This window comes from Georgenia sp. G2120, assembly GCF_055326485.1.
Window position 1 is genome coordinate 1 of sequence record NZ_JBUZNL010000021.1, and the last position, 26,535, is coordinate 26,535.

23 protein-coding genes and 1 other annotated feature are annotated in these 26,535 nt (G+C 71.8%); of the genes, 17 read left to right on the forward strand and 6 right to left on the reverse strand.

Going from position 1 to position 26,535, the window contains the following annotated elements; translation table 11 throughout:
• Positions 1-33: 33 nt before the first annotated feature.
• Together ACZLMO_RS16000 and ACZLMO_RS16005 are read right to left on the reverse strand one after the other, a co-directional pair.
• A protein-coding gene (locus ACZLMO_RS16000; protein WP_425713425.1) for an IS3 family transposase occupies positions 34-1,292 on the reverse strand; the annotation gives its coding sequence in 2 pieces (ribosomal slippage) (positions 34-998 and positions 998-1,292; 1,260 coding nt in all).
• Positions 877-1,008, reverse strand: a sequence feature (AL1L pseudoknot). It overlaps the preceding gene by 132 nt.
• A gap of 23 nt (positions 1,293-1,315) precedes the next feature.
• On the reverse strand, positions 1,316-1,825 hold the full coding sequence (locus tag ACZLMO_RS16005; protein ID WP_425713426.1) for a hypothetical protein: 510 nt from the start codon (positions 1,823-1,825) through the stop codon (positions 1,316-1,318).
• Between the two features lie 298 nt (positions 1,826-2,123).
• On the opposite strand from ACZLMO_RS16005, the gene ACZLMO_RS16010 reads away from it, so the two are divergent.
• From ACZLMO_RS16010 to ACZLMO_RS16025, 4 genes are all read left to right on the forward strand, one after another.
• Positions 2,124-3,230: a DUF3644 domain-containing protein gene (locus tag ACZLMO_RS16010; RefSeq protein WP_425713427.1), complete on the forward strand. Its 1,107-nt coding sequence runs from the start codon at positions 2,124-2,126 to the stop codon at positions 3,228-3,230.
• 154 nt (positions 3,231-3,384) lie between these two features.
• Positions 3,385-3,744, forward strand: a complete 360-nt coding sequence (gene cmtR, locus ACZLMO_RS16015) for a Cd(II)/Pb(II)-sensing metalloregulatory transcriptional regulator CmtR (RefSeq protein ID WP_425713428.1) — start codon at positions 3,385-3,387, stop codon at positions 3,742-3,744.
• Positions 3,741-4,340: a cadmium resistance transporter gene (locus ACZLMO_RS16020; protein WP_425713429.1), complete on the forward strand. Its 600-nt coding sequence runs from the start codon at positions 3,741-3,743 to the stop codon at positions 4,338-4,340. The genes cmtR and ACZLMO_RS16020 overlap by 4 nt, the downstream gene beginning before the upstream one ends.
• A gap of 155 nt (positions 4,341-4,495) precedes the next feature.
• Positions 4,496-5,896, forward strand: coding sequence for a DUF418 domain-containing protein (locus ACZLMO_RS16025; protein WP_463654298.1), 1,401 nt, complete (start codon positions 4,496-4,498; stop codon positions 5,894-5,896).
• 26 nt (positions 5,897-5,922) lie between these two features.
• On the opposite strand, the gene ACZLMO_RS16030 is transcribed toward ACZLMO_RS16025, so the two are convergent.
• On the reverse strand, positions 5,923-6,573 hold the full coding sequence (locus ACZLMO_RS16030; RefSeq protein ID WP_463654299.1) for a DUF4126 domain-containing protein: 651 nt from the start codon (positions 6,571-6,573) through the stop codon (positions 5,923-5,925).
• Between the two features lie 92 nt (positions 6,574-6,665).
• On the opposite strand from ACZLMO_RS16030, the gene ACZLMO_RS16035 reads away from it, so the two are divergent.
• From ACZLMO_RS16035 to ACZLMO_RS16080, 10 genes are all read left to right on the forward strand, one after another.
• A complete protein-coding gene (locus ACZLMO_RS16035) occupies positions 6,666-7,544 on the forward strand; it encodes a DUF881 domain-containing protein (RefSeq protein WP_463654300.1) in 879 nt (292 codons plus the stop codon).
• Positions 7,544-7,876 carry a small basic family protein gene (locus ACZLMO_RS16040; protein WP_425713433.1) on the forward strand — a complete coding sequence of 111 codons (333 nt, stop codon included), beginning with the start codon at positions 7,544-7,546 and terminating at the stop codon, positions 7,874-7,876. The genes ACZLMO_RS16035 and ACZLMO_RS16040 overlap by 1 nt, the downstream gene beginning before the upstream one ends.
• A complete protein-coding gene (locus ACZLMO_RS16045; RefSeq protein WP_463654301.1) occupies positions 7,873-8,691 on the forward strand; it encodes a DUF881 domain-containing protein in 819 nt (272 codons plus the stop codon). The genes ACZLMO_RS16040 and ACZLMO_RS16045 overlap by 4 nt, the downstream gene beginning before the upstream one ends.
• 148 nt (positions 8,692-8,839) lie before the next feature.
• A complete protein-coding gene (locus ACZLMO_RS16050; protein ID WP_425713435.1) occupies positions 8,840-9,340 on the forward strand; it encodes an FHA domain-containing protein in 501 nt (166 codons plus the stop codon).
• The gene (gene ftsR / locus ACZLMO_RS16055) at positions 9,337-10,161 is read left to right on the forward strand and encodes a transcriptional regulator FtsR (RefSeq protein ID WP_463654302.1); all 825 of its coding nucleotides are present in this window, start codon (positions 9,337-9,339) and stop codon (positions 10,159-10,161) included. Before ACZLMO_RS16050 ends, ftsR begins: the two co-directional genes overlap by 4 nt.
• 75 nt (positions 10,162-10,236) lie before the next feature.
• Positions 10,237-10,779, forward strand: coding sequence for a bifunctional nuclease family protein (locus ACZLMO_RS16060; RefSeq protein WP_425713499.1), 543 nt, complete (start codon positions 10,237-10,239; stop codon positions 10,777-10,779).
• Between the two features lie 440 nt (positions 10,780-11,219).
• On the forward strand, positions 11,220-11,738 hold the full coding sequence (locus ACZLMO_RS16065; RefSeq protein ID WP_425713500.1) for a MerR family transcriptional regulator: 519 nt from the start codon (positions 11,220-11,222) through the stop codon (positions 11,736-11,738).
• Between the two features lie 174 nt (positions 11,739-11,912).
• Positions 11,913-13,520, forward strand: coding sequence for a DUF2510 domain-containing protein (locus tag ACZLMO_RS16070; protein ID WP_463654303.1), 1,608 nt, complete (start codon positions 11,913-11,915; stop codon positions 13,518-13,520).
• 19 nt (positions 13,521-13,539) lie between these two features.
• Entirely contained in the window at positions 13,540-15,243 is a 1,704-nt protein-coding gene (locus tag ACZLMO_RS16075) for a hypothetical protein (protein ID WP_463654304.1), read from the forward strand.
• A 149-nt stretch (positions 15,244-15,392) separates the two neighbouring features.
• A complete protein-coding gene (locus ACZLMO_RS16080; RefSeq protein WP_463654305.1) occupies positions 15,393-17,141 on the forward strand; it encodes a DUF2510 domain-containing protein in 1,749 nt (582 codons plus the stop codon).
• Positions 17,142-17,199: 58 nt separating this feature from the next.
• Here ACZLMO_RS16080 and ACZLMO_RS16085 read toward each other — a convergent pair whose 3' ends face one another.
• Entirely contained in the window at positions 17,200-18,723 is a 1,524-nt protein-coding gene (locus ACZLMO_RS16085) for an Hsp70 family protein (RefSeq protein WP_463654306.1), read from the reverse strand.
• A gap of 206 nt (positions 18,724-18,929) precedes the next feature.
• Between ACZLMO_RS16085 and ACZLMO_RS16090 the strand changes: the two genes are divergently transcribed.
• Together ACZLMO_RS16090 and ACZLMO_RS16095 are read left to right on the forward strand one after the other, a co-directional pair.
• Positions 18,930-19,409, forward strand: coding sequence for a CrcB family protein (locus ACZLMO_RS16090; RefSeq protein ID WP_463654307.1), 480 nt, complete (start codon positions 18,930-18,932; stop codon positions 19,407-19,409).
• A gap of 54 nt (positions 19,410-19,463) precedes the next feature.
• Positions 19,464-19,850, forward strand: coding sequence for a fluoride efflux transporter FluC (locus tag ACZLMO_RS16095; protein ID WP_425713442.1), 387 nt, complete (start codon positions 19,464-19,466; stop codon positions 19,848-19,850).
• A gap of 98 nt (positions 19,851-19,948) precedes the next feature.
• On the opposite strand, the gene ACZLMO_RS16100 is transcribed toward ACZLMO_RS16095, so the two are convergent.
• Both ACZLMO_RS16100 and ACZLMO_RS16105 read right to left on the reverse strand, forming a co-directional pair.
• Positions 19,949-21,442: a hypothetical protein gene (locus ACZLMO_RS16100; protein ID WP_425713443.1), complete on the reverse strand. Its 1,494-nt coding sequence runs from the start codon at positions 21,440-21,442 to the stop codon at positions 19,949-19,951.
• Positions 21,443-21,787: 345 nt separating this feature from the next.
• Complete coding sequence (locus ACZLMO_RS16105; protein WP_463654308.1) at positions 21,788-25,471, reverse strand: PQQ-dependent sugar dehydrogenase; 3,684 nt, start codon at positions 25,469-25,471, stop codon at positions 21,788-21,790.
• A 307-nt stretch (positions 25,472-25,778) separates the two neighbouring features.
• On the opposite strand from ACZLMO_RS16105, the gene ACZLMO_RS16110 reads away from it, so the two are divergent.
• On the forward strand, positions 25,779-26,378 hold the full coding sequence (locus ACZLMO_RS16110; protein WP_425713445.1) for a dienelactone hydrolase family protein: 600 nt from the start codon (positions 25,779-25,781) through the stop codon (positions 26,376-26,378).
• Positions 26,379-26,535: the final 157 nt, after the last annotated feature.

The following is a 26,535-nucleotide window of genomic DNA, read 5'->3' on the forward strand; positions in this document are numbered from 1 at the left end:
TGAACCGCCCTGGATCTTCCGGAGGGTGGTTGGTTACGCGACCTCCGGTTCGGGGGTCACGGTCGTAGCCTGCCGGTGAGCGTGTTCGAACTCAACGGGTGGCAGCTGCCCGATTGAGGAGTGGAGGCGGTCGTGGTTGTACCAGTGGACCCAGCGGGCGACTTGCCACTCGACCTCGGCGTGGTTCTTCCAGGTCGGGCCGCCGTCGTTGATCGCCTCGGTCTTGAACAGTCCGATCGTCGACTCGCACAGCGCGTTGTCCAGTGCGTCGCCGACGGTGCCGATGGATCCGGCGATGCCGGCCTGGGCCAACTCGGCGGTCAGCGCCAGCGATACGTATTGCGACCCGGCATCGGAGTGGTGGACGAGCCGGCCGTGTTCCCAGTGGGCTCCGGCGCGGTGACGCACGTCGATCGCCTGACGTAGGGCGTCGGTGACCAGGAAGGTCCGCATGCTCGTTGCGACTCGCCAGCCCAGGATCCGGCGGGAGTAGACGTCCACGACGAAGGCGACGTAGACGAACCCGGTCAGCGTCCACACGTAGGAGAAGTCGGCCACCCACAGCTGGTCGGTCGCAGTAGGCACGTGCCAGCCGCGCTTGACCAGGTCGGGGTGACGTGGCGCCTGGGCCGACCGCCGAGTCGTGGTGGTGCGGTGTCGTCCCCGCACTGCGCCGGTGATCCCGGCGATGGCCATGAGCCGGGCGACCTGGTCGCGCCCAACATCGAAGCCGGCGCGGCGGGCGGCATGCCAGAGCTTGCGCACCCCGTACACGCCCCAGTTCTCCCGGTGCAGCGTCACCAGCGCGTTGACGAGGTAGGCCTCCTCCAACAGCGCCTGGCTCACAGGACGGGCTTTGTGGGCGTAGTAGGTGGACGGCGCGATCTTTATCCCGTGCACGGACAGCACGGCGCAGATCGGCTCGACGCCGAACCGGTCCCTGTAGGTGTCGATGTAGGCCACGATCACTTGAGTCGGCGGTCGAGCTCCGCCTGAGCGAAAAACGCTGACGCGGTCTTGAGGATCTCGTTCGCCCGCTCGAGTTCGGCCACGCGCTTCTTCAACGCGCGGACCTCCTCGGACTCACTCGAGCGAGTGGTCGCGGGCCGGGCGCCGCTGGCGTGCTCGGCCTCCTCGATCCAGTTCCGCAGCGTTGCGGGGTTCACGTCCAGGAGCGAGCCGACGTGCTTGCGGGCTCCCAGCTTCGACTCGGTGCCCTCGCCGAGCTTCTCGCGGTACATCCGCACCGCCCGCTCCCGGAACTCACCGTCGTATCTCCTCGGTGCTGACATGGGGATCAGTCTCCCTTGCTAGATCAGCACCCTCCAGGAGATCCAGGGCGGTTCAGATAGAGGACACACACCTCGGTCACAACCGGGAACTGACGGATCGTCTTGCCATTGACGTTCCCCGCGATGTGCGAAAGTCCCTTGTCCCAAATGATCGTTTGCACATAGTCCCAGCCTTGCCTGTCAAGCTCGGCGTGTACGGTCGCCCAACCGACCTCGGTGCCCCAGAACCAAAGCGTCGTGCCTGGCGTGGCTGCGTTCGACCACTCCTTGATGTGCTCTCGATACCAGTCCACCAGATCCGTGGCATCCACGGTGTCACCGTGGAATCCACGTACGCCGTACGCTCCATCGCTGATGATCGTGGTCGGCGTTGGCCACTGTGAGTATGCGTGCCTGACGTCGCCCTCGAAGAGGGAGAACGCGTCCGGGACCGGCGTTAACGCACCGCCGGTTGCGTCCTTGGTTGTGTCCGCGACCAACGCCAATGCGCCACGGGTCGTCGAGCCTTCGGACCTGCGGCGTCCTGACGGCATGCTCCCGCCCCTTCTCCATGAGGTGTTGTTCTCCTGCCTCGCATGCTATGGGCCACGCGGCAGGCGCGCGGGCAGGGTCCAGCCCGTGTCATACCCCTCGTCACCCCGCACTCCGGCGGTCCTCACGTCGTGCACTCAAGCGCTGTGCCTGGACGAGCTGCTTGACCCGACCCAAGTGTGAGGCGTGGTCGTGTGCCTCCCACTGTCGGCTTCACCATGAAAGTAGCCTCAGGATGTGATGGACAACTCCCTGCTGGACAGTGCTCGCCAGCATCGCCTATCAGTTCGGCCCTGATTCGTGCCCGCCCGCAAGACACGCCAGTACGTCGCCGCCGCTGTCGAGTCACTGACGCTCGCCATCGAACTCTTCAATCGACCGAGCCCTGCGGGCAGGGAGCACGCGACCGTGATGATGACAGCGCACGCTTTCGAGATGCTCTTGAAAGCTGCAATCTATGATGAGCGTCGAAAGGTCAGGTTCTCCGGGAGCGACCGCTCATTCGACCTCGGCAAGTGCGTGACCGTGGCCGAGACCTCCCTCGGCATCATCGACGCGGGAGATCGCGTGGTGCTGCTCGCCCTGAAGGAAGATCGGGACGCCGCCACCCATGACGTCATCTCCATGAGCGATGACGTGCTGTGGCTCCATCTTCGATCAGCGGTAACGATCTTCCGGAAGGTGCTCCTCGGTCTAACGGGTCAGGACCTCACCGATGTGATGCCCGGGCGAGTCCTCCCAGTCTCGGCGAGCCCTCCTACGGAGGTGGGCCTCGTTGTAGGGAAAGAATTCGAGCACATCGCAGAGCTCCTTCGTCCGGGCCGGCGGCGGACTGCAGATGCGCGGGCTCGGCTGCTCCCGCTGATGGCACTGGATCGAGCTGTTCGCGGGGAGACGGAGCCACCGACCGAGGCCGACGTCAGTCTAACTCTCCGTGCGGTCAAGGACCAAGAAAACTGGGAGGCCGTCTTTCCCGGTGTCGTCGGGCTGCGGCTCGTGGGAGGACCGCGTCCGTCAGACCAGGTCCAGGAAATTAGCTTGAAGATCGACCCCAAACGGGGCGATCTAGCCGCCCGCCCCGCGCAGGACGGAGAGGAGGCCATCGCTTACCGGGAGGTGGACACGTTCGACCGCTACTCACTCAAGTTGAGCAAGCTTGGAGAGAAACTGGGACTGACTCGGCACCAGGGGCTAGCGGTGATTCATGCTCTTGGCCTCCGGGCGGACGCCAAGTGCTACAGAGAGAAGCGGACTGCCAACGGTCATGTTCAGTTCCAAGGACTGAGCAACATCGCGCTAGAGCGTGCAAAGAAGGCGTTGGCCGACGGGCTGGACGTGGACCAGGCCGTGACTGATTACAACGCGCACATCGCCAGCAAGGCCAAGCCCGGCACGAATCGAAGATGAACGGGCCCGAGCCGGGGAATGTGCTCGGCGCGCCCTGCGAGGAGATTGTGGCTACGAACCACAGTGCGCTCCTGACGGGCGCTCACGGTCTGCCTAGAAAAGCTCGTTTACGGCACAGGGCTGCTGGTTCAGTCGATGCTGTATAGTTCAGCGCATGCTGACCATTGCTACTCGTCTGGACGCGATGAACCGGTTGGGCCGGGCACTGGCCGACCCAACACGGTCACGGCTCCTCATGACGTTGCTGGAACGGCCGGCCTATCCGGCAGAGCTGGCACGCGACCTCGGGCTGACGCGCTCGAACGTGTCGAACCATCTGGCGTGCCTGCGCGACTGCGGCATCGTGGTCGCCGAGCCCGAGGGCCGCCAGACACGTTACGAGATCGTCGACCCGCACCTGACGCGGGCACTCCGCGCGCTGGTCGAGGTCACCCTCGCGGTGAACGAGAACGCTCCCTGCATCGATCCTGCCTGCCCGGTTCCCGGGTGCGCCAACGCCGGGACTGACGCGTGATCCTGTCCTCGGTCCTGCAGGCGATCGGCCTGTTCATTGCCACCAACATCGACGACATCATCGTGCTCTCGCTGTTCTTCGCCCGTGGTGCGGGGCAACGCGGGACAACGGCCCGGATCACCGCAGGCCAGTACCTGGGCTTCGCGGGCATCCTGGGCGCCGCCGTACTCGTGTCGCTGGGCGCGGGAGCGTTTCTTCCCCGGGAAGCCATCCCGTACTTCGGGCTCATACCCCTGGCCCTGGGACTGTGGGCCGCGTGGCGGGCATGGCGCGGGGGCGATGACGACGACGACGATGCCAAGGTCGAGGGCAAGAACGTCGGTGTCTGGACCGTCGCCGCGGTCACCTTCGCCAACGGAGGAGACAACATCGGCGTCTACGTCCCGGTCTTCCTCAACGTGGGACCCGCGGCCGTGGTCGCCTACTGCGTCGTCTTCCTCCTGCTCGTCGCGGTCCTCGTGATGCTGGCCAAGTTCATCGCCACCCGCCGACCGATCGCCGAAGTCCTCGAACGCTGGGAACACGTCCTGTTCCCGATCGTCCTGATCGGCCTTGGCGTCGTCATCCTCGTCAGTGGAGGAGCCTTCGGTCTCTAAACGCGTCCTCCGGGACAGTGGCGTGATGGCCCCTTGCTTGATCGCACCGTCACCCAGCACCGACAGAACCCCGCCATATAAGTACCAAGACCACAGATGACCGCACCGGTCGACCCAGGTGTGGACGTGAGAGGACCTTCTGCGACGATTCCGTCATGGCCCAGCCCCTCGGCCCGACGCCGCTCGCCGAGCGGTCCCTCGCCCCGGACCTCGCCCGTGGCGCGATGCTCCTGCTCATCGCCCTCGCCAACGTCCGGGCGTTCGTCGACGTCCCGACCCAGGGCCTGAGGGGCTACCCGGACCCCGACGGGACCTCCGCTCTCGACGACGCCGTGGCACTGGTCCAGCTTCTCCTCGTCGACGGACGCGCCTACCCCCTGTTCGGCCTGCTCTTCGGGTACGGCGTCTGGCAGCTGGCCTCTCGCCGTCTCGACCGGGGCTGGAGCGCCGACGCCGTCGTCTCGATCCTTCGGCGTCGGTCCGTCCTGCTCCTGGCCGTCGGCGCCGTGCACGGGATCCTCTTCTTCCCCGGGGAGATCATCGCGGCGTACGGCGTCTTCCTGCTCCTGTTGCCAGGAGCGATGGTGCGTGGCCGCGACCAGGCGCTCGTGGCGTGGTCGGCGATCGGCGGCATCGTCATCCTTCTGCTCCTTGCGGGTGCCGGGACGTTCGTCGGCCAGGTGGCGCCGATGACGACGAGCTGGGGGACCGCTGTCACCGAGCACCTCACCGCCTGGCCGCCGGGGGGCGTCCTGTCCAACGCTCTCGGCGTGAGCGTGACCGTGCCGCTCGGTGTCCTCGCCGCCCGGCACGGACTGCTCGACCACCCGGACGAGCACCGCGGCCTCCTGGCCCGGTGCGCCGTCGTCGGCCTCGGTGCCGCGATCGTGCTGGGCGCCTGGTACGCCCTCGTCGCGGCCGGTGCACTCCCGGCTCCGTCGCCGGCCGTGGCGCCGGTGATGGCCCTGCTCCACGGCGTCGGTGGCTACGCGGGCGGCATCGGGTACGCGGCGCTGTTCGGTCTCCTCGCGGCGGGTCGGTCCGAACGCGCGCGAGACGGTCACGCACGAGCCAGTCACACGCGCGACGACCACACGCGCGACGCCCGCGCACGAGACAACGACACACGAGCGAGCCACGCGCGAGCGAGCCACGCGCGACACGACCGCCGACGCGACGGGCACGCGTCCGGCATGATCAGGTCGCTGGGCCGGATGTCGATGAGCGGGTACCTGCTGCAGACGGCGGTGTTCGTCGTCGTGCTCGTCCCGTGGGGTCCGATCGCACTCGGACGTGACATCTCCACGATGTCTGCCGCGCTGGTGGCCGTGGGCGCGTGGGTGCTCGGCCTCGTCGTCGCGGTGACGCTCGGACCGACCGGCCGGCGCGGACCGTTCGAGGCGGTCGTGCGGTGGTGGACCTACCGGGGCGCGGGCGGGCGCGGGCCGAGCCGGCGGGTGACAGGCGAGAGACCTGGCGGCCTTGGTTCGAGCGGTCGTCGGTCGAGCGACGACGGATCCGGTAGCCAGCGGTCGACCCATCGCAGATCGGGCTAGCGCCGCTCGACCGAACGCAGGTCGGGCTAGCGCGGATCGACCTCGACGCTCGGCACGTCGATCACCTCGGGTCCGCCCGCGGGGTCGGCAGATCGGCGGGCACGACGGCGTCGGCCGTAGCGCCGCACGGCCAGCACCCCGAGCACCAGCACGACGACGACGAGCACCCCCACCGCGACAGGCAGGAGGATCGCCGAGGCCACGAGAGCGAGCGAGGTGGCGTCCTCGGCCGTCGACGCCACCGGTGCCGCCGCCCCGGCGGTGCCGACGTTGAGCAGTGGCCGGGACAGCGACTTGCCGCCGTGCACGATCAGCGCGAGAAGGACTCCGGCGGCGATCGGCACCCACGCGCCGCCCTCCGCGAGCCGGGCCGGGTCCTCGACCGCGGGCGTCACGCTCTCGACGCCCGCGCTGAACGCGATCCCGCCGGAGGTCGGTCGGACGACGGTCTGCAGCACGTCGTTGACCGAGTCGACGGCAGGAATCTTGTCGGCGACCTCCTCGATGACGAGGAGCGCGCCGAGGACGAGGAGCGCCGGCCAGCTCTCGAGCCACGCCCATCCGTCGGGCAGCGTGAGCAGGTCGGTGAACCGGCCGAGGACGCCGAGGGCGACGAGCGGGATGTAGGCGTTGAGGCCCGCGGCGAGCGCGAGCCCCGACGCCGCGAGGAGCTCCATCCGGCAAGGGTGCCAGCGGCACGGCCCGGTGGCGCGGCGACACGGCGGCGCGGTGCGGCGGCCCTGGAGACCTGCACACCTACAGTGACCGCATGGCGAAGGGGAACGAGGGTCGTCGGCAGGAGCCGCGCCCCAGGTCGTGGGAGTCCCCTCTCCGGGCGCTCATCGATCACCCGCTCGACGCCGGGTACGCCGCCGCGTCGGAACGCCGCGAGCGGGAGGGCACCGGCCGCCCGCCCGCGCTCCGTGCAGCCACCTGGGGAACGGTGCTGGCGCTCGGGGTCGGGCTCGTCGTCGCCGGACGCGAGCTCGCCGTGCCGGAGGAGGGGCGGGACCCCGTGCGCGCCGAGCTCGCCGCGCAGATCCAGGGTGCCGAGGAGGCGGCGGACGCCCTGGCGCGGGGCAACGAGGAGCTCGCGTCCGAGGTCGAGCTGCTGCGCGAGGACGTGGTGGCCGACGCCCCGTCCGAGCTGGGGGAGGCCGCGCGGGCGGCGCTCGGTGGCTCGGCCCAGTACGCCCTCGAGGGACCTGCGCTGCAGATCGTGCTGTCCGACTCCGAGGACTCGGCCTCCGGTGTCCCTGGGGCCGACGACGGGCGGGTGCGCGACACCGACATCCAGGCCGTGGTCAACGGGTTGTGGGCAGCCGGTGCGGAGGGGGTCGGCGTCGACGGACGCAGGCTCGCCTCGACGACCGCCGTGCGCGCCGCCGGCCGCGCGATCCTCGTCAACCTCGAGGCGACGAGCTCGCCGTACGAGATCGTCGCGCTCGGGGACCCGAGCGAGCTGCGCGAGGCCCTGGACGCGGGAACCGCCGGTAGCCACCTGAACGAGCTGGCCGACCGCTACGACATCGGCGTCGGCTACGCGGAGCTCGAGTCGGCGACCCTGCCGGCGGTCGCCCCGCGGTCCACGAGCTTCGCGGTCCCGATCGGGGCGGCGGACATCACGTCGGACGAGGGGGACCGGTAGTGCTCGCCATCGTCGGCCTCGCGATCGGCATCGTGATCGGCCTCGTCCTCGACCCCACGGTCCCCACCTGGCTCGTGCCCTACCTGCCGATCGCAGTCGTCGCAGCGATGGACGCGCTCCTCGGCGGTCTGCGGGCCCGCCTCCAGGGCGTCTTCGACGACCAGGTCTTCATCACCTCGTTCCTGTTCAACACCGTCGTGGCCGCGTTCCTCGTGTACGTCGGCGACCAGCTCGGCGTCGGGGGACAGATGACGACCGCGATCGTCGTCGTCCTCGGGATCCGGATCTTCTCCAACGTGGCGGCGATCAGACGCCACATCTTCAAGGCGTGACCGGCGTGCGGGACGACGACCCGGCGGGCCGCGCGGAGGACGTGGCGCCCGACGACGCCGCCGTCCCCGAGGACGACCGGGTCCCCGAGGACGGGTCCGACGACGACGAACGTCCCGACTCCCGTGCCCGACCGTGGTGGCAGGGCCGGGCGTCGGACCTGCTCGTGGTGGTCCTGTGCGCGCTGCTCGGCGTCGCGCTCGTGGCACAGGTCCGGCACACGCAGGAGGACCCGCTCGCCGCCCTGCGTCAGGACGACCTCGTCCGTCTGCTCGACGATCTCGACCGACGGAACATCGACCTCGTGGAGGAGCAGGACCGGCTGCAGGAGGAGCTGGACGGGCTGCGGTCGGCGGCGGACTCGTCCCAGGCGGCCGCCGACGCCGCGGCGGAGCTCGCCGGGACGCAGGGGGTGCTCGCCGGAACTGTGCCTGCGGCGGGACCGGGTGTCGAGATCACGGTGACGGACCCGGGCGACGCGATGCGCGGGCAGACGATGGTGACGATGATCCAGGAGCTGCGGAACGCGGGCGCGGAGGCGATCGAGGTCGGCGGGGTGCGGCTGACGGCCACCTCGTACGTGATCCGGTCGACCGGCGGTCTTGTCGTCGACGGGACGACGATCTCCTCGCCGTACGTGCTACGTGCGATCGGCGATCCCCAGACGATGCAGGTCGCGCTCGAGATCCCGGGCGGCGCGCTCTCGACCGTCCGCGGGCGCGGTGTCACGGTCTCGCTGGTCGAGCAGGCCCACGTCGAGATCCGGTCCGTTGCCGAGCCGCGTGACCTCGAGCACTCTCGGGTCGTCGAGGACTGACCGTTGCCGCTCCGGCGCGGCCGCCGTCGCCGTAGCCCCTGATCAGGCCTTGTGACCACTGTGACACGGAAGGTCACGATCGGACTACGATGGTGGGACGGCCCCGCGACCTGCGGGCCGCACGCACCCCGCCGAAGGAGGCACCGCGATGTCTACCCCTCCGCCTCCCGCACCCGAGCCGTGGGACGACCCCAGGCTGCGCACGGAGGAGGACGGCGCGAGCGCCGACTCCACCGCGCGGTTCGGCGTCATCGACGAGCAGGCGAGCAGCCACTCGCTCCCCGGCCTGTCGCCCGAGGAGTCCAAGGCGGTCGCCGCACTCCCCGCCGGCAGCGCCCTGATGATCGTCCAGCACGGCCCGAACTCCGGCGCGCGGTTCCTGCTCGACGCCGCCAGCACGACGGTCGGGCGTCACCCGCGGTCGGACATCTTCCTCGACGACGTCACCGTGTCCCGGCACCACTGCGAGTTCCTCAGTCGTGACGGCGGGTTCGACGTCCGCGACATCGGCTCGCTCAACGGCACCTACGTCAACCGGACCCGGATCGACGCGGTGCGGCTGCGCGCGGGCGACGAGGTGCAGGTCGGCAAGTACCGGCTGACGTACCACCCGAGCCAGGTCCGCGGCGAGGAGGCCCGCGAGGCGTGAGCGCCGCGCGATCCCGCTCCTCCCGGTTCGAGCCGGAGGACCTCTCCGACGAACCCGCCCGCCCGGACGGGGCGACCGGTGCCGACGGCGCGGGCTCCGGGACGACCGGCTCGGCGGGGGAGTCGTGGCCCCCGGGCGTGAGCCGGACCCCGGTCATGGCGATCGGGCAGGTCGTGGCGATCCTCCAGGACGAGTTCCCCGCGATGACGCTGTCGAAGCTGCGCTACCTCGAGGAGCAGGACCTCGTCCGGCCGCACCGCGCTCCGTCGGGCTACCGCAAGTACTCCCGCGCCGACGTCGAGCGGCTGCGGTTCGCGCTTGCCGCGCAGCGGGACGCGTTCCTTCCGCTGCGCGTGATCCGCGACCAGCTCGACGACCTGGACGCCGGCCGCGGTGTCCAGGACCCCGTCCTCGCACGGATCGTCGCCCGCGACGGGCAGGTCGTCGCGCCCGCCGCCACCTCGCGGATGACCTCGACGGAGCTGGCGGACGCGACGGGGGCGAGCGTGGCCGACGTCGAGGGCCTCGCGGAGGCGGGCCTCGTCCCGGTGGACGCGCGGGGCCGGCACCCCGGCGCCGCGGTGCCGGTCGTCGTGGCGGCGGCCGCGCTCGGCAGGCTCGGGGTCGACCCCCGTCACCTGCGCACGGTCCGGCAGGCGGCCGAGCGTGAGGCCGGGACGATCGCCGCGGCACTGGCGCCGCTGCGGGCGGGACGGTCCGGGGCCGACCTCGAACGGGCGAACGCGCGTGCCCGCGAGATGGGTGAGCTCTACGCGCAGCTGCACACCGAGCTGCTCAGGAGAGCGATCTCCGAGCTCTGACGCCCCGCGGACGTGCAGTCCGACGGGAACCCGATACTGCGGGTCCCGGTCCAATAGGCTCGGCACGTGCACGAGATGGAGGTCCAGGGCGTCGAGGTGACGCTCGACGGTGCCCGCGTGGTGCTCCTGCTCAAGGATCCGTCGAGCGGCCGGGTGCTCCCCATCGTCGTCGGGGCCCGTGAGGGTGCAGCCATCGCATCGGTCCAGGCGGGGCTCGTGCCGCCGCGCCCCCTCACGCACGACCTCATGCTCTCGGCGATCCGCACGCTCGGTTCGGAGGTCGTCGCGGTCGTCATCACGGCCCAGCTCGATGGCGTGTTCTACGCCGAGCTCGTGCTGTCGACGGGCGAGACGATCGACTGCCGTCCCTCCGACGGCGTCGCGCTCGCGCTGCGCGCGGGTGCTCCCATCAGGTGCGTGCCGGAGCTCCTGCCCGACCTGGGTGCCGTCCAGGTCGGCCCCGGTGCCGGTGCGGGTACGGCGTCGGGCATCGGTGGTCGCGACAAGGTGGGTCGGGGGACCGACGGCGCCGCGATCGAGGACGCGGTCGCCGAGCTGCGCCGCGAGCTCGAGGGGCTGGGGCCGGACGACTTCGGCGCGCCCGATCCGTCCGCCTGAGCGCCGACCCGTCCGACGTGTGGGCGCGCCCCCGACCGGACGGACGTGCCGTTGACCGGGTGGGCGCACCTCCGGCCGGGTGGGCGCACCTCCGACCGTGCGGGCGCGCCCCCGACCGGACGGACGTGCCGTTGACCGGGTGGGCGCTCCCCGGACGGATGGACGTGCCCCTGGCCGGTGAGGGAGCACCTGGGCGGCGACCGCGATGTCGACGACATGCACGACGTCGACACACCACCAGTCACAGCAGTCACATCCGACGCCGACGCTAAACTGGTGTGCGACCCGCCGACAGGCGTCGTTGACCCGGGTCGGCCCGCGTCCTAGCGTGACGGTGTCACCGGGACCCCGCCCCGGTCCCGCCACGAGAAACGGAGCCCACCGTGAGCCCCACGGAAGCCACCGGCGCGCACGCGCGCGGACCGCAGCTTGCCCAGGGCATGTTGTTCGGTGAGACCCTCCCGGACATCGACCAGGACACGGGCTACCGCGGCCCGACCGCCTCCCGCGCGGCCGGCATCACCTACCGGCAGCTCGACTACTGGGCGCGGACGGGGCTCGTCGAGCCGTCGGTGCGTGGGGCGCAGGGCTCGGGCAGCCAGCGGCTGTACAGTTTCCGGGACATCCTCGTGCTCAAGGTGGTCAAGCGCCTCCTCGACTCGGGCGTCTCCCTCCCGCAGATCCGCGTGGCGATCGGGCACCTCAAGGAGCGCGGCGTCGAGGACCTCGCGGGCATCACGCTCATGTCCGACGGTGCGTCGGTCTACGAGTGCACCTCCGACGACGAGGTGATCGACCTCGTCCAGGGTGGGCAGGGAGTCTTCGGGATTGCCGTGAGTCGCGTGTGGCGCGAGGTCGAGGGAAGCCTCGCCGAGCTGCCGACCGAGCGCGCGGAGGCCGAGGACGCGCCGGACGAGCTCGCGCGGCGTCGCGCGGCCCGTGCCCGGCAGGTCGGCTGACTCCTCTCCGACTCGTCTGCTGAGCAGGTGACCCGCAGGGCGGAACCCGTTCCCCGGACGACCGGACGCGCGGGGCACGGTTCGTGGACCAGGACCGACGGCGGGGGAGACCTCCCCGGACGGCATCCCCGGGAGTGACCGAAACGTGATCATTGCACCACTACAGTGCCCTTCATGAGCGTTGCCCCCGGGTGGTACACCGACCCCCACGACGAAGCCAGGATCAGGTACTGGGACGGTTCCATCTGGACCGAGCAGTCGGCCGAGCGAGGTGCGCGACCCGACGACGGGTCCGTGCCCTCCGGCTCCGAGGCCGCGACCGGCGTACTTCCCGCTCAGGGCGCAGGCGAGGCCGGCGTACCGGACGGACACGCACAGGCGGGCGCCTTCGGTGGCCAGCAGGCGGGCGCCGGGTACGGGGCCGGCAGTCCGACGGCCGGTTCGCCCGGTGCCGCTGCCGGATACGGACCGGCGGGTGCGTACGGCGGTCAGCAGGCGGGCGCCGGGTACGGCGCGGGTAGTCCGACGGCGGGCTCGCCCGGTGCCGCTGCCGGATACGGACCGGCGGGTGCGTACGGCGGTCAGCAGGCGGGCGCCGGGTACGGCGCGGGTAGTCCGACGGCGGGCTCGCCCGGTGCCGCTCCCGGATACGGAGCGGCGGGTGCGTACGGCGGTCAGCAGGCGGCCGCAGGGTACGGGGCCGGAGCGCCTGGTGGCCTGGGTGGGCCCGGCGGCTACGGCCCGGGTGGCCCCGGCGGACCTGGTGGACCGGGTGGCCCGGCGAACGGTGGGTCCGACGGCAACCGGCGCAGCCCGGCGCTCATCGCCCTGCTCGCGATCCTCGGCGTCGCGATCGTCGGCGTCGGCGGGTACTTCGTGTGGGACGCCGTCGCGGGCGAGGACGACACCGCGTCCGAGACCACCGCGCCTCCCTCCGACGCCCAGCCGAGCACCCCGGGGCCGACGACGGAGCCGGCGAGCAGCGAGGCCCCGACCACGGAGGAGCCCACCACCGAGGAGCCCACGACCGAGGAGCCCACGACCGAGGAGCCCACCACCGAGGAGCCGACGACCGAGGAGCCCTCGGTCGCGCCCGGTGAGTTCGTCGGCAACGATGAGAGCGGGGCAGCCGTCTTCGTCGACCCTGACGGCGAGGGGCTCGGTACCCGCTTCGAGTCGGCGATCGACGCCGACGGGGCCGCCACCGTCACGCTCCGCGTCGACGAGCGCGCCGCCGTCATCATCGGCGGGCACTCCCCGGACGGAGAGGACCTCCGCTTCCAGATCACGGGCGAGGGCGTCGACGAGACGCTCGACGACTCGCAGTCCCTCATGCCCGTCTTCGGTTTCCGCCAGGAGCATCTCGACCCGGCAGACGCCCGCGTCCTCGACCCTGGTGACTACCAGATCACGATCGACGAGTACGGCGGCGACCCGTCGCAGATCATCATGGAGGCGCACTCCGGCACGCTCGTCGTCGGTGTCCCGTCCGACACGCCCGTGACGATCGAGGACGGTCGTCCGTCGGTCTTCATCCTCCACGTGGGCGCGGAGACCCCGCTGCGGGCGGGTGTCCACGGCGACGAGGACACGATGATCCACGTCGTCGACCCCGAGCTGTTCGTCCATGAGAACGACGACGCGCCCCCGGAGCACGAGCCGCGGAACCCGCTGGACGCGTCCGTGGACATCGAGTCGGTCCCGGTGGGCGACAGCGTCATCGTCGCCAGCACGTTCTGGGGCGACGCGACCGACGCCGTCGTGCACATCGAGCCGCGCTGAGCGCGGCCGGGACGGCAGGATGGAGACGCGTTCGGGAGGGCTCTCCGCGGACGGCGGCCCACGTGGGGCACGCGGGTCGGAAGACCCTGCGCACGAGGAGCTCGGCGACACGGTGCGTCGGCCGGCTCCTGGTCGCTCCCTGCGGCCACCGAGCAGCTCGACGACGCCGCGGTACACCGCGTCCGGCGAGCTGGGCTACGACGGCGACGACGGGACGAGCTATCCCGGATCCTCCAGCCCCGTCCCCACCGGCGAGCACGTCGTCTCCGGCAGCTGGGGCGCGAGCCAGGTCGACGACGAGCCGGTCGAGACGACGACGGGCACCTACGCGGTCCAGGAGCCGGACGGCGGCTACGACGGGTACGCCGCAGTCGGTGCGGGCGCCTATCGCTCCGGCGGCGTCGACCCGTACGGCGGGCAGGCGGCGGACCCCCGGGCACCGATGTGGCAGCAGCCGCCCGCAGGGGGCCCGCCGAACGCGCCCGGTGAGCCGACCACCGACCCGTACGCCGGGCTCACGCCCTCCGGAAGCTTCGGTCACTCGGCCCACGCCGGACAGTCCGGGTACGGCCGGCCCGGGCAGGCGGGACACGGACCCCCCGGCGGTCCGGCGGGCCCAGGAGGTTACGGCGCACCGATCGGACCTGGTGGTCCGAGCGGTTACACAGGGCCCGGTGGTCCGGCCGGCGCAGGCGGTCCGGTCGGCCCGGGCGGCACAGGCGGTCCGGTCGGCCCCGGTGGACCCGGCCACTCCGGTCGCGCGTACGCCGGCTACCCGCCGGGCGGCTCGGGCGGCAGCAGAGGACCGCTCATCGCCGTCGTGGCGGTCGTCGCGGTCGTCGTCCTCGCGCTCGCCGTCTTCGGGATCTCGCGGATCATGGACGGCGACGATACGGCGTCACCCGAGTCCGACAGTCCGTCCGTGGCCACGGGACCGTCGACGCCCGGTCCGAGCACCCCTGGACCGACCACGCCCGCCCCGACCACCCCGCCGCCCCCGGGCACCGAGGGCTCGGCCGGGGGTGACGGGGACGTCTCCGGGCTCGCCTACGTCGTCGACACCGCGGGCAACGACCTCGGTGCATCCCTGGACGGGGCGTTCCCCCAGGACGGGCTCTACACGTCCACGCTCCGGATCACCGAGCGGACCCCGGTGGTCGTGGCCGCCTACTCGCCGGACATGGCCGACCTCGTCGTCACGATCGAGGGCAACGGCGTGAGCCACGAGCTGACCGACTCGACCGAGCCCATCACGTTCCTCGACTTCAGCGGGTATCCGTCGACGTCCGATCCCAGCGGGGCGTTCGTCCTCGAGCCCGGCGACTACGAGATGGTGGTGACGACCGAGGACGGCGACCCGGCGGCGTTCGAGCTCGGTGTCGCCTCGGGCGACGGGACCTCGCTCGGCAGCGGCGACGAGGTCGACGTCTCGGTGGAGGCCGGCGACGCGGTGCTCTACGCCGTCACGCTCGAGGAGGGGCAGGAGCTGACCGCCACCCTCGTGGGAGACAGCACGGACCCGATGCTGCTCGTGGTCGAGCCCGACGGCGACGTCCGGCGCAACGACGACTGGGACAGCTCGTCGGGCTACAGCGGTGAGGATCTCCCGAACTGGCTCGACTCGGCCCTCACCGTGTCCGGCGGGGCGGGGGAGTACGTCCTCATCGTCACCACCTACGCCGGCCAGGGCGGCGACATGGTCGCCCAGGTCACGATCGAGTAGCCCACCGCGCCGCCCGTGTGTGAGTCTCACCGCCGTGGGGCGGTCTACCCGCCCGGAATGCCGGGGGAACGCGCCGGTCGTGGCTACCCTCGACGAGTCCGGACGTCGCGGGAGGCCGCGTCGTCTCTTGCTCGTACCCGGAGGAATCGTTGAGCACCGTCGAGGCAGGTTGGTACTCGGACCCCTGGGAGGACGGCAAGATCCGCTTCTGGGACGGCGTGACCTGGACCGACGAGCAGTACGACGCCGAGGACTCCGAGTACGACGTGCACGGCGACGAGGATCCGACACCGCCGGTCGACCACACGGTCGCCCCGTCCTCGGTCCTGCGGTCCGGTCAGGCCTTCGGGTCCGTCCCGCCCGCTCAGGACACACCGGCCGCCGACCAGGGCGTCCCACCGTCGGCGCCCTCCGCGCCGGGGTACGGGCAGATGCCGCCGTCCGCCCCCTCGGCGCCCGGCTACGGGCAGATGCCGCCGTCGGCCGCCTCGGCACCTGGCTACGGGCAGATGCCGCCGTCGGCCGCCTCGGCGCCCGGCTACGGGCAAATGCCGCCGTCGGCCGCCTCGGCGCCCGGCTACGGGCAAATGCCGCCGTCGGCCGCCTCGGCGCCCGGCTACGGGCAGATGCCCCCGTCCGCGCCCTCGGCGCCCGGTTATGGCGCGCCAGGCCAGCCGACGGGCGGCACCCCCGGCTCCGTCAGCGGCTGGTCTGCGGGCTCCTCGGCCGAGGCCGGCTGGGCAGGTCAGACCGGCCCGGGCTTCTACGGACTGCCGGGCGCGGGCTCCCCGTCGTCGACCGGACCGGTCGCCGCCTCCGGGAACACCGCACCGTTCGGTGACGGGTACGGCGGCTACGCCGCGACCGGCGCGGGCTCCTACGCCTCCGGCGGGACCGCTGCGTACCCCCAGGGTCCCGGCCAGCCGTGGGCCGGATCTCCCGAGAGTGCGGGCGGCTTCCCGCCCCAGGCCCCGGGCTTCGGCGGGTCGCCCCAGGCCGGTGGTTACGGCGGCCCACCGCAGGGAGGTGGGGGGTACGGGGCGGGCGCCAAGCGATCGGGCCTCTCGCCGCTCCTGGCGGGTGGCCTCGTCCTCGCGATCGTCGCGGTGCTCGGCGTCGGCGCCTACTTCATCTTCTTCTCCGGCGACGACGATCCGTCCGCCGGCGGTGGCGGGGGCGGCGGCTCGTCGCAGCCCGCACCTGGGCCCGCGCCCGCGGACGCCCTCACGCTCACCGACTCGTCCGGCGCCGAGGTGCCCGAGTCCGGCACCGTCACCGTGCCGGCCGACGGCGCGTGGACGGGAACCATCACGGTCACCGAGCGAACCGGCTTCCTCGCGCTCGCCGCGTACGGCGAGGCCGACCCGCAGATCGCGGTCTCGGGCGAAGGTGTCTCGGTGGAGGTCGACGACGTCGGGTCCGCCTCGCGCGACCTCGCACCCCTCGGCGGCGACTCCGGTCTCGACGCCGCCGTCGGTCTCGTGCTCGAGCCGGGGACCTACACGATCGAGGTCACCGACTGGCTCGGGAGGGACGCCGAGGTCCCGTTCCAGTTCCGCTCCGGGCTCCAGGGCACGCTCTCGAACGGCGCGCCGGTCGATGCGACCGTGGCGGCGAACGACGTCGTCCTCATGGCCACCGAGCCCGCGTCCTCCTCCGGGTCGGTCCACACCCTGCTGCAGGAGGGTTCCGACCCGCAGCTCGTCGCCTTCCCGGCCGGTACCGGTGAGGCGCTCTACAACGACGACGGGCGGTCCCTCGCGCCCGCGGACATCGCCGACCAGATGTCGAGCCTGGACTCCTACATCGACATCTCCGCGAGCGAGCCGACCCTCGTCGTGCTGACGATGTGGCAGGAGCGGGCCGGCAGCGCGTCGGTGACCTACACCGACCAGTAGCAGCCCCAGACGTCCGACCACCCCCACCGCGCGGTCACGGGGCGCAACGACCGCTCGGTCAGCCCGTGAGCTCACCGAGCCGGTAGGCCGTCCGGTGCCCCGAGTCCTCGCGGGTGATCTCCACCTCGACGAGCCCGTGCGCGTCGACGCGGTACTCCTCCGTCACCGTCGGCCCGTCGTCGATCCGCCGGACCGGTCGGGCGGCAAGGTCCCCGACGTCGAACAGCTCCGCCGAGTACGGCACGCGCACCTCGGCGAACGGCACGATGTCGCCGCGGGGGTGCCCGTCGTCGTCGATCGCGGAGTACTCGACGAACCGGAAGAACCCGATGTCGTGGGCGGCCCGGTAGGTCCGGCGTGCCACGACGCCGCCACCCGAGGGCAGGACGTCGTCCGGCGCGAGCACGGGGTCGAGCAGCGTGCCGCGCCCGTGGTCGGCCTCCCGGAAGACGCCGAAGCCACGGGAGAGCCGGTCGGTGAGCGAGTACCCCGAGTCGGGGTCCGCCGCGACGGCGAGCCCGATCGCCGTCGACGCCGACGGGTACGGGGAGCGGTGCACACGCCGTCCGTAGTGGCGCCGCAACAGCCGTGGAACGAGGGGGAGCGACGTGGCGCCGCCGACGAGGTAGATGCCGGCGACGTCCGCGAGACCGGGTGCCGACTCGTCGTCGCCCCCGAGCAGCGGGGCCATCGCAGCGACCGTGCGTTCGACGAGCGGGGCCGCCGCCGCGTAGAGGTCGTCGACCGTGACGGAGACGGGGCGACCCTCGACGTCGAGAGCGAGGCGGCGCGTCTGCGGGTGCACCGCCTCCTTCGCGACCCGGGCTTGCTCGAGGAGGTCGTCCGCGGCATCGGTGGAGCGTCCCTCGAGCTCGGCGGCGTCGGTCCCCGCGGCGCGGGCGGCGAGCTGGGCGAGCACGACGTCGACGTCGTCCCCGCCGACATCGTTGAGACCCACCGAGGCGAGCACGTCGTGGCTCGTCCCGTCCACGCTGACCAGCGAGGCGTCGAAGGTGCCGCCGCCGAGGTCGTACACGAGGACCCGGGTGCGCCGGCTGGAGATGGTGCGGGTCTGCCGGTGCGTGTACTCGAACCCCGCGGCGGACGGCTCGTTGAGCACGGCCACGACGTCGAAGCCCGCGAGCCGGAACGACTCCAGAGTGAGGTAGCGCTGGGCGGTGTGCGCGTGGGCGGGGACGCCGACGGCGACGCCGAGCGCGTCATCGAGGTCAGGGTCGGCGACGGACGAGCGGGTGCGGATCTCGGTGCGCAGCGCGTCGAGGAACGAGGTGAGGACGTCGAGGATCGGGACGGTGCGCCGGCCGACGCGAACCTCGGAGCGGGCGCTGACGTCAGGCCGGGCGAGCACGCGCTTGACGGACCGCAGCAGAGGGGCGCCCGCGCGGTGCGCCTCCTCGGCCGCGAACCCGTGGACGAGACTCCCGTCGACGTACGCGCTGACCGACGGGACGTGGTCGTGCCAGTCGCCGTTCTGGTCCACGAAGGAGACGACCGGGTAGTTGCCCCGGTCGGCTGCGGCGACGATCGTGCGGGTGGTTCCGAGGTCGACCCCGAGGCGCATGCCTCGAGGCTAGCGGCACGGCCGCGGGGGCACGCCGAGCGTCCGGCGGGACCTGTGGTCGGGTGGCTCGTGGCTCGTGGCTCGTGGCTCGTGGCTCGCGCCGGCGAGTGGAGCCGTGTGTGTGCGCGGGGGTCGGGACCGCCCGTGAGCCCGACCGAACGATGCCGGGGTGCGGGGTCGATGGTTCCCAGGTCTATCCTCGTCCGGTGCCTCCTGCGTCGTCGTCCCCGACCGGCACAGGACCCGTCCGCCCACGCCCCGAGCACCTGCAGCCCGGCCTCGTCGCGCTCGTGGTGCTGGGCGGCACGCTCGGCACGGCGGCCCGCGCCGGCATCGACGCGGTGCTCGGCGGCGCTCCCGGTGAGATGCCGTGGGCGACCGGTGCAGTCAACGTCGTCGGCGCCGCGATCCTCGGGGCGCTGCTCGCCCTGCTCACCACGGTCCCGGCCGGACCGGCGAGGCGCGCGCGGCTCCTCCTGGGGACCGGACTGCTGGGCGGATTCACGACCTACTCTGCGCTGTCCCTCCAGACGGTCCAGCTGGCGCAGGCCGGTCGCGGCGTGGCGGCCCTGTTCTACGCGCTCGGGTCGGTCGCCCTCGGTGTCCTCGCCGCGTACCTCGCCCACGCCGGGGCGTTCCGGGCCGTACGGGCACGGCGGCGCGGTGCCTGCGGGGGAGCCGCATGAGCCCAGCGACCTCTGGGGGAGCGGCATGAGACCGGCGACCTCTGGGGGAGCGGCATGAGCCCGCTGACCTGGCTGCTCGTCTCGGTGGCCGGCGGGCTGGGGGCCGGGTCGCGGTTCATGCTCGACGGCGCGCTCACCACCGCGCTACGCCCGTCCGTCCCCGTCGGGACCGTTGTCGTCAACCTCATCGGGTCGTTGCTGCTCGGCGTCGTCGTCGGCGTCGGAGCGGGCGGTTCCGGCGGAGGAAGCGGGTGGTCGCCGGAGCTGACGACAGTCGCCGGCACAGGCTTCCTCGGCGGGTTCACCACGTTCAGCACGGCGAGCGTCGACATCGTGCGCATGCTTTCCGCGCGCCGTCCGGTCACGGGCGCGGTGGTCTGCCTCGGCATGCTCGTCGGCGGCGTGGCGGCCGCGTGGTGCGGGTGGGAGCTCGCGCGCTGAGTGGGCCGCCGCGTGGTGTGGGGTCGGTGCTCGCGTACTGGACAGATGGATGCTCGTGCACCGAGCGAACACCCCGGCCCGATCCGACGGAGCCGGCGTCAGTAGTCGCCGACGAGCCGGGAGAGAGCCTCCGCCCGGTGCGGCTGGACCCAGGCGGCGTGGTTCGGGAGGTGCACGGTGGCGCGGTCCGGCGGGGTGAGCGCCTCGCAGAGACGGGCGACGGCGACGAGGTCGAGCAGGGCGCCCCACACGTCCGCCTCGACCCGGGTCCGACGGCCCTTCAGCGTGAGGTCGATGCCGGCGGGAATCTCCCCGGACGCCTCGTACACGACCTGAGCGTCGGTCAGCCGGTCCCAGGTGCCGGCGGTGCGGGCGATCTCCCCGACCACCGCGATCCAGTCCTCCGAGGAGTCCGCCATCGTGTCCTCCGGCGGGAATCGGAACACGTTCGACCAGACCGGGATGTCACCGCGGACCGGGTGGTGGACGACGGCGTCGAGGAACGGGTCCCAGTCGGCAGGGTCGGCCACGGGGACGACGGCGTCCGCCACCTGATCGACGCTCAGCCTCGGGTCGAGCCGCAGGCCCGCCTCGACCAGGGCACTCACCCGTCGGCGCACGTCTCGACCTGCCTCGGGGTCGGAGCTCGCGGTGGCGCCGGGGATGTCGCCGTCGGGCGTGGTGGTCGGTCCGAGACCGTCGAGCGTGCTGGGTGTGGTCCCTGCCGCCGAGTCGTCCGCCGAGGCGTCCGACGTGGCACCCCGCGCGGCATCGCTCGTCGCCAGGTCGAGCGCCGGGGCCCGTGACAGCCGGACGGCGATGGCTCGTGCCTCGCGCGCGTGCTCCTTGGGGACGAGCAGGCGCCGGTAGTCCGATCCGTGGCCGGCTCCGGAGCCCGAGCTGGATCCGGGCCCCGAGGTCGGGCCGGAGCTGTCGTCGTCCCGGTCGCCCGCTCCGGCGTCGTCCGGCGTCGACCGGAGGAGCGGGACGGCGACCAGGCGCGGCGGCACGAGCTGGGCGAGGAGCGCGTCGAGCACCGGCGCGAGCTCGCTGCCCTCGAGCGGGACGGTGAGCGGCGTGCCACCGAGCGCGACCGTCACCGAACCCTGGTCGCCGTCGAGGGTGGCCTCGACCTCGCCGACGTGTCCCGTCGCCCCGAGAGCTTCCTCGGCGCTGGCAAGCGTGCGGCGGACCGACGCCGCGGCGTCGTCGTCAGTGGCACCCGCTGGGAGGTGGGCGTCGCCGACGACGAGCTCGCGCACCGGCCGCTCCAGGGAGCGCCCCGCGCCGAGGAGAAGGAGCTGGAGGGGGAGCGGGGTAGGTCCCGTCGACGGGACCCGACGCCGAAGCTCGTCGACGTCGACCCCGTCGCGCAGGTGCAGGCCCAGCCCGGTCAGGGCGGCGAGCTGTCTGGTCAGCGGGGCGTCGTCGGGCAGGTCCACGGGCGAGGGGCCGGTCGACGCGGGAGAGCTGCGCGACTCGTGCCCGGGTCGGGCAGATCGGGCAGGTCTGGCAGGTCGGCCGGGCCGGCCCTGCTGCCCGGACGTGGCGCTGCGCCGGTCGTCGCCCGATCGGCGGCTGAACGGCCACATGTGGGTCCTCCTCGTGTCGGTCCGCCCGCGGCGCAGGACGCGTCCCCTCCACGGTAGGTCACACCGTCGGGGTCGTCCCGCACAAAGCGCGAGTTCCTCGCGGCGAGTGCGGGGACTTCTCCTGACGAGTGCGGGGAGCCCTTGGCGAGTGAGCAGCTTTCCGCCTCACCATCACCCCCGTCGACGACGACGAAGCGGGCCCCGCACCCTGATGGGTGCGGGGCCCGCTCACTGGTCGAACCGACAACCGCTCACTCGTCGATCAGCATGAGTGCGGGGATCCGGTCACGAGTGCGGGGATCCGCTCACCGACTGGTGGACGGATCCCCTCACTCGCCAATGGGGTCAGCGGCGGATGCCGAGGGTGTCCTCGCCGTCGCCGTTCCAGTCGCCGACGAACACCTCGTCGCCCGAGCGGCCGTAGCGGACCTCGCGGTCCGCCCAACCACCGGTGAGGGTGTTCGACATCAGGTATAGGTTCCCGCGACGCGAGGCGAACGTGTCGCTGCCGTCGCCGTCCCAGTCACCCACGAGCACCTGGTCGGCCGAGCGGCCGTAGGTGAACTCCGCATCCGCCCAGCCGGAGCTGAGCGAGTTGGACACGAAGTACCGGGCCCCACGACGCACCGCAAACGTGTCCGTCCCGTCGCCGTCGTAGTCACCGACCAGGACCTGGTCGTTCGCACGGCCGTAGTCCAGCTCGGTCTCCGCATCCCCACCCGCAAGCGAGTTGGTCAGGAAGTACGAGTTACCGCGACGAACGGCGAAGGAGTCCACGCCGTCGCCGTTCCAGTCACCCACGAGCACGGTGTCCCCGGAGCGGCCGAAGGTCAGCTCGATGTCCGCGTTGCCCCCGTAGAGGCTGTTGGACAGGAAGTAGGCGTTCCCACGGCGGACCGCGAGCGTGTCGCTGCCGTTGCCGTCCCAGTCGCCCACGAGCACCTGGTCGCCGGGGCGACCGAAGGAGAACTCGTGGTCCGCCCAGGCGTCCCAGCCGTCGTTGAGGTAGAACCCACGACCCGGGGTCGGGGGAACAGGCTCACCCGGCTCCTCCGGCTCCTCGTCGTCGGACTGCGTCGAGACGACGAGGTCACGCATGCTGCCCGTGTTGTCGAACGAACCGAACCCGACCCGACCGGAGTCGAACGTCGTGTCGGTCGCCGTCATGAGCGGATGCTCGAGACCGTCCACCCAGACGGCGATCTCGCCGGTATCGGCGCAGTGGACCAGCCGGACGTCGTGCCAGGCGTCGTCGGTGATCGCGGGCGGCGCACCGACGGAGGCCTCCTCGTCCCACTGGTCGTCGATCCGCAAGCGGTCGGCGCCGTCGACGAGGAAGATCCCGTTGTGCGGGTAGATCGCGTTGTCCTGCGAGAGGTGCGCGTAGTAGTACTCCGTGTCCGACTGGTGCCCGAACACGAGGATGATGTCGCGGTTGTTGACCGACGGGGGAGCGTCGAGCCGGACCTCCGCCTCGATCTGGACCGTGCCGACCGGGTCGCCCGAGGCGAGCAGTGCGTACTCGAACGGCCGGCGGATGCCGTCGTCCGGGTTGGTTCCCGGCTCGGTCATCGTGATCATGTCGCCGGGGAAGTCCCAGATCTCCGGGGTCCGCGGCGCCCAGTTCTCCTCGGCCATGAGGTCGGTGCGCTCGGTGTCGAACGAGCACTCCGGCGCTGACGGCGGGTCGACGGGCTGGACCCCGTAGGCCGCATACTGCGCCGCCATCTGCTCGGGCGTCGGCACGGTGTCGAGGATGACGACGTCGTCCATGCGGCCGTCGAAGGCGTTTCGCTCCCGGTCGTTCTGCGGGAAGCTCCCGCCGATCTTGATGCCCGCGGGGTTCGTGTCCGAGGTCGTCCCCTCGCCCCACGTGTTGTCCGCCGTGTACTCGCCCTCGAGCTCCTCGCCGTTCATGTAGAGCCGCATCTCGCCGGCCTCGTAGTCGAAGGTCGCGGCGAGGTGCACCCACTCGTTGCGGGCGAGGATCTCGTCCCACGGCATCGTGGCCGCGTACGTCCACGACCCTTCGCCGTCGACCCGGCGGCCGAGCGCGACTAGCCGTAGCTCGCCGTCGACCTCGATGACCTCGAGCAGGGCACGGACGCCGTGCCCGTCGGAGTCGCCCGAGAGGACGCCGGCGAGACCGATGGCGTTGAACACGTCGTCCGGGTCGGTGGACTCCGAGTTCGGCACCGGGTGGTCGCCCGTCGGCTTGAACCAGCCCATGATCGAGATCTGTCCGGCGTCGGCAAGGGCGCCCAGGGACTCGACGCCCTCGGGGTCGTAGATGCCGGCCTTCCAGTCGTCGTTCGACGCCTCCTCCGGGCTCAGCTGCTGGGTCTGGAGCGCGCGGCCGGCGCCGGGATAGGCCTCGTCGGCGACGCGCATGAGCTCACCGCCGTTGACGAGCTCGATGTCGGTGCCAGAGCGGCCGAGGTCGTCCTCCCACGCCGGGGCGTCGGCCACCGGGTGGTCGAACGTGTAGTGGCTGACGACGTTGCGGGCGAGCTCGGGCAGGACGGTCGTGTCCGGCACCTCGTGCGCGCCGGTCACGCGCCACACCCGGCCGTCGGCCTTCGAGATCAGGTAGAGCTCCCCGGAGGCGTCCGACCCGAAGCGGAGGTCGACCCGCGAGTCCCCGACGAGCTCGGCAAACGTGGTCTCGACGCCCTCGTGGACGACCCGCAGCTCCTCGATCGGCGCGAGGTCCTCGGGGTCGCCGTCGTTGCGCTGCATCGCGGCGGCGTCCGTGGACAGGATCCAGCCGCGGACGAGGTCGGTGAAGAGGTACCGGCCCTGCAGCTCCGGGATCTCACCCCGGTAGACGAACCCGCCGTTGACCGCCACACCGGCGTCGCCGGTCTGGCCCGGGTCGCGGTTGTGGTCGTACGCGGCCACCGGGTAGGTGTAGCCGGCGTCGTCCTCGGGCAGGGGATAGATCTGCCGCTCGTGGGCGAGGAACGGCCCCTCCCGCTCGGACCAGCCGAAGTTGTCGCCCGCCTCGACCTCGTATATCGACTCGACCTGCCACTCGCCGATGTGACCGAGGTAGAGCGCGTGCTCGCCGCCGGTGTCCCAGCTGATGCGGTGGGGATCGCGCATCCCGATGGCGTAGGTCTCACCGAGCGCACCCTCGACGTCGACGAACGGGTTGTCGGCGGGGATGCCGTACTCGCCGTTCGCGCTGTCGTCGCCGAGCGGGTCGATCCGCATGATCGTGCCGTGCGGGGTGGCGAGGTCCTGCGGGTTGCCGTTGTCGACCCCGTTCCCGCCGTCGCCGACGAGGATGTAGAGCATCCCGTAGTCGGCGTCGCCCTCGGTCACCGTGGGGTTGAAGGCGATCTGCTGGACGGTGTGCACGCGCCCGGCGAACGGGACGCGCATGATCTCGCGGCTCGTGCCCGAGAACGTCTCGGCCGCGGGGTCGTCGGCGGTCCACTCGGTGATGACGCTGTGGAACGCCGTGCCCTCGAACTCCGGGAAGTCCGGCTCGTCCTCCGTCAGGGCGGTGCCACCCTCGGTGTGCACGGTGTAGAAGATGCCGTTCTCGGCGAAGTCCGGGTGGAACTCCGCGAAGCCGAATCCCGTGCCGAGGCCGGCGTGGTTGTGGAAGTTGTCGGCGAACTGGTCGCGGACGTTGAGGTAGTCGACGTAGTCGCCGGACTCCCGGTCGACCATGAACAGGCTCTCGTTCATGTCGACGACCATGAGACGCCCTGAGTCGTCGGGCACCTCGTCGAGGTGGGTGATCCGGTTGTGCCGGACCAGGCGCTCGTCGGTGGGCTCCGGGGTGGGGGAGGACTCGGGGAGCTGCACGAGCTCCTCGACCTCGATCGCGAGGCTCGACAGGGTCGGGTCGGGCAGCGGGTTGAGCAGGGGGTCCCCGACGGGGTCGTCCGCCTCGGCGGCCGGTGCGACGACGAGGGTCGCGCACATCGCGGCTCCGGCGGCGACGGTCACCGCCGTTCGTCGTCGTCGGGCACGGGGTGTCTGTCGCCGGTCGGAGAACTGCCGTATGGACGTCATCGTCACGCTCCTTCATCGGAAAGCGTTTTCCTGGCAATTCACAACGATAGGACCAGCCCATGGACCTGATCAATCGTCCTCACGGATGAGATTCGGACGGCGGGGGCGCGTCGTGCGCGACCGGATGCCGGCGGGTGCGATGTCCGGGGGAGCCGGGCACGGATGCGGGGGTCGGAACGACGGGGACACGTCGTGCGCGACGCCGACGGGCGGGACATCCGCGGGGGAGTCGCCGGTGTCGGGGCCGGTCCGTACCGTGCCGAGCGGACGCGCGCCGACCGGGTGCGCGCGATGAAGGGGGATCGTCATGGTCGACGTCGTGCTGTTCCATCACGTGCAGGGGCTGACCGAGGGGGTGCGGGCGCTGGCCGAACTGCTGAGTGCCGGCGGAAGGCACTCCGTGGTGACTCCCGACCTGTTCGACGGACGGACGTTCGGCAGCATCGAGGAAGGGTTCGCCGCCTTCACCGAGATCGGCGAGGACGTGGTCCTGCAGCGGGCGGCACGCGCCGTGGACGAGGTGGAGCGCCCCGTGTACGCGGGGATCTCGCTCGGGGTCATGGTGGCTCAGCGACTGCTCCAGCAGCGCGGAGACGCCCGCGGCGCGCTGTTTCTCGAGGGCGCGATGCCGGTCTCCGGCGAGTGGGCCGACGGGCCGTGGCCGGCCGGCGTTCCCGCCCAGATCCACGGCATGGACGACGACGAGTTCTTCGCCCATGAGGGCGACATCGACGCGGCACGGGAGATCGTCGCCGCCGTCGGGCCCGGGCGCGGTGAGCTCTGGACCTATCCGGGCAGTGCCCATCTGTTCACCGACTCGTCGGTGCCGCAGCATGATCCGGGGGCGACGGCGATCGTCGTCGAGCGCGCGGTCGCTTTCCTCGACGGGCTCCAGCAAGCTGCGTAGCGCCGGAGCAGATCCGGTGTCGCGATGGGGCGCGGCCGGTCTCGCACCCGGACGCATTCGGTCGGGACGCGTCGCTCCCCGAGAACGGTCCGGGATCTTTGTCGGTGGGTTATGTTGCGTCTGTCACTGTCCTGATCACGTCCGAAGCCGCACGATC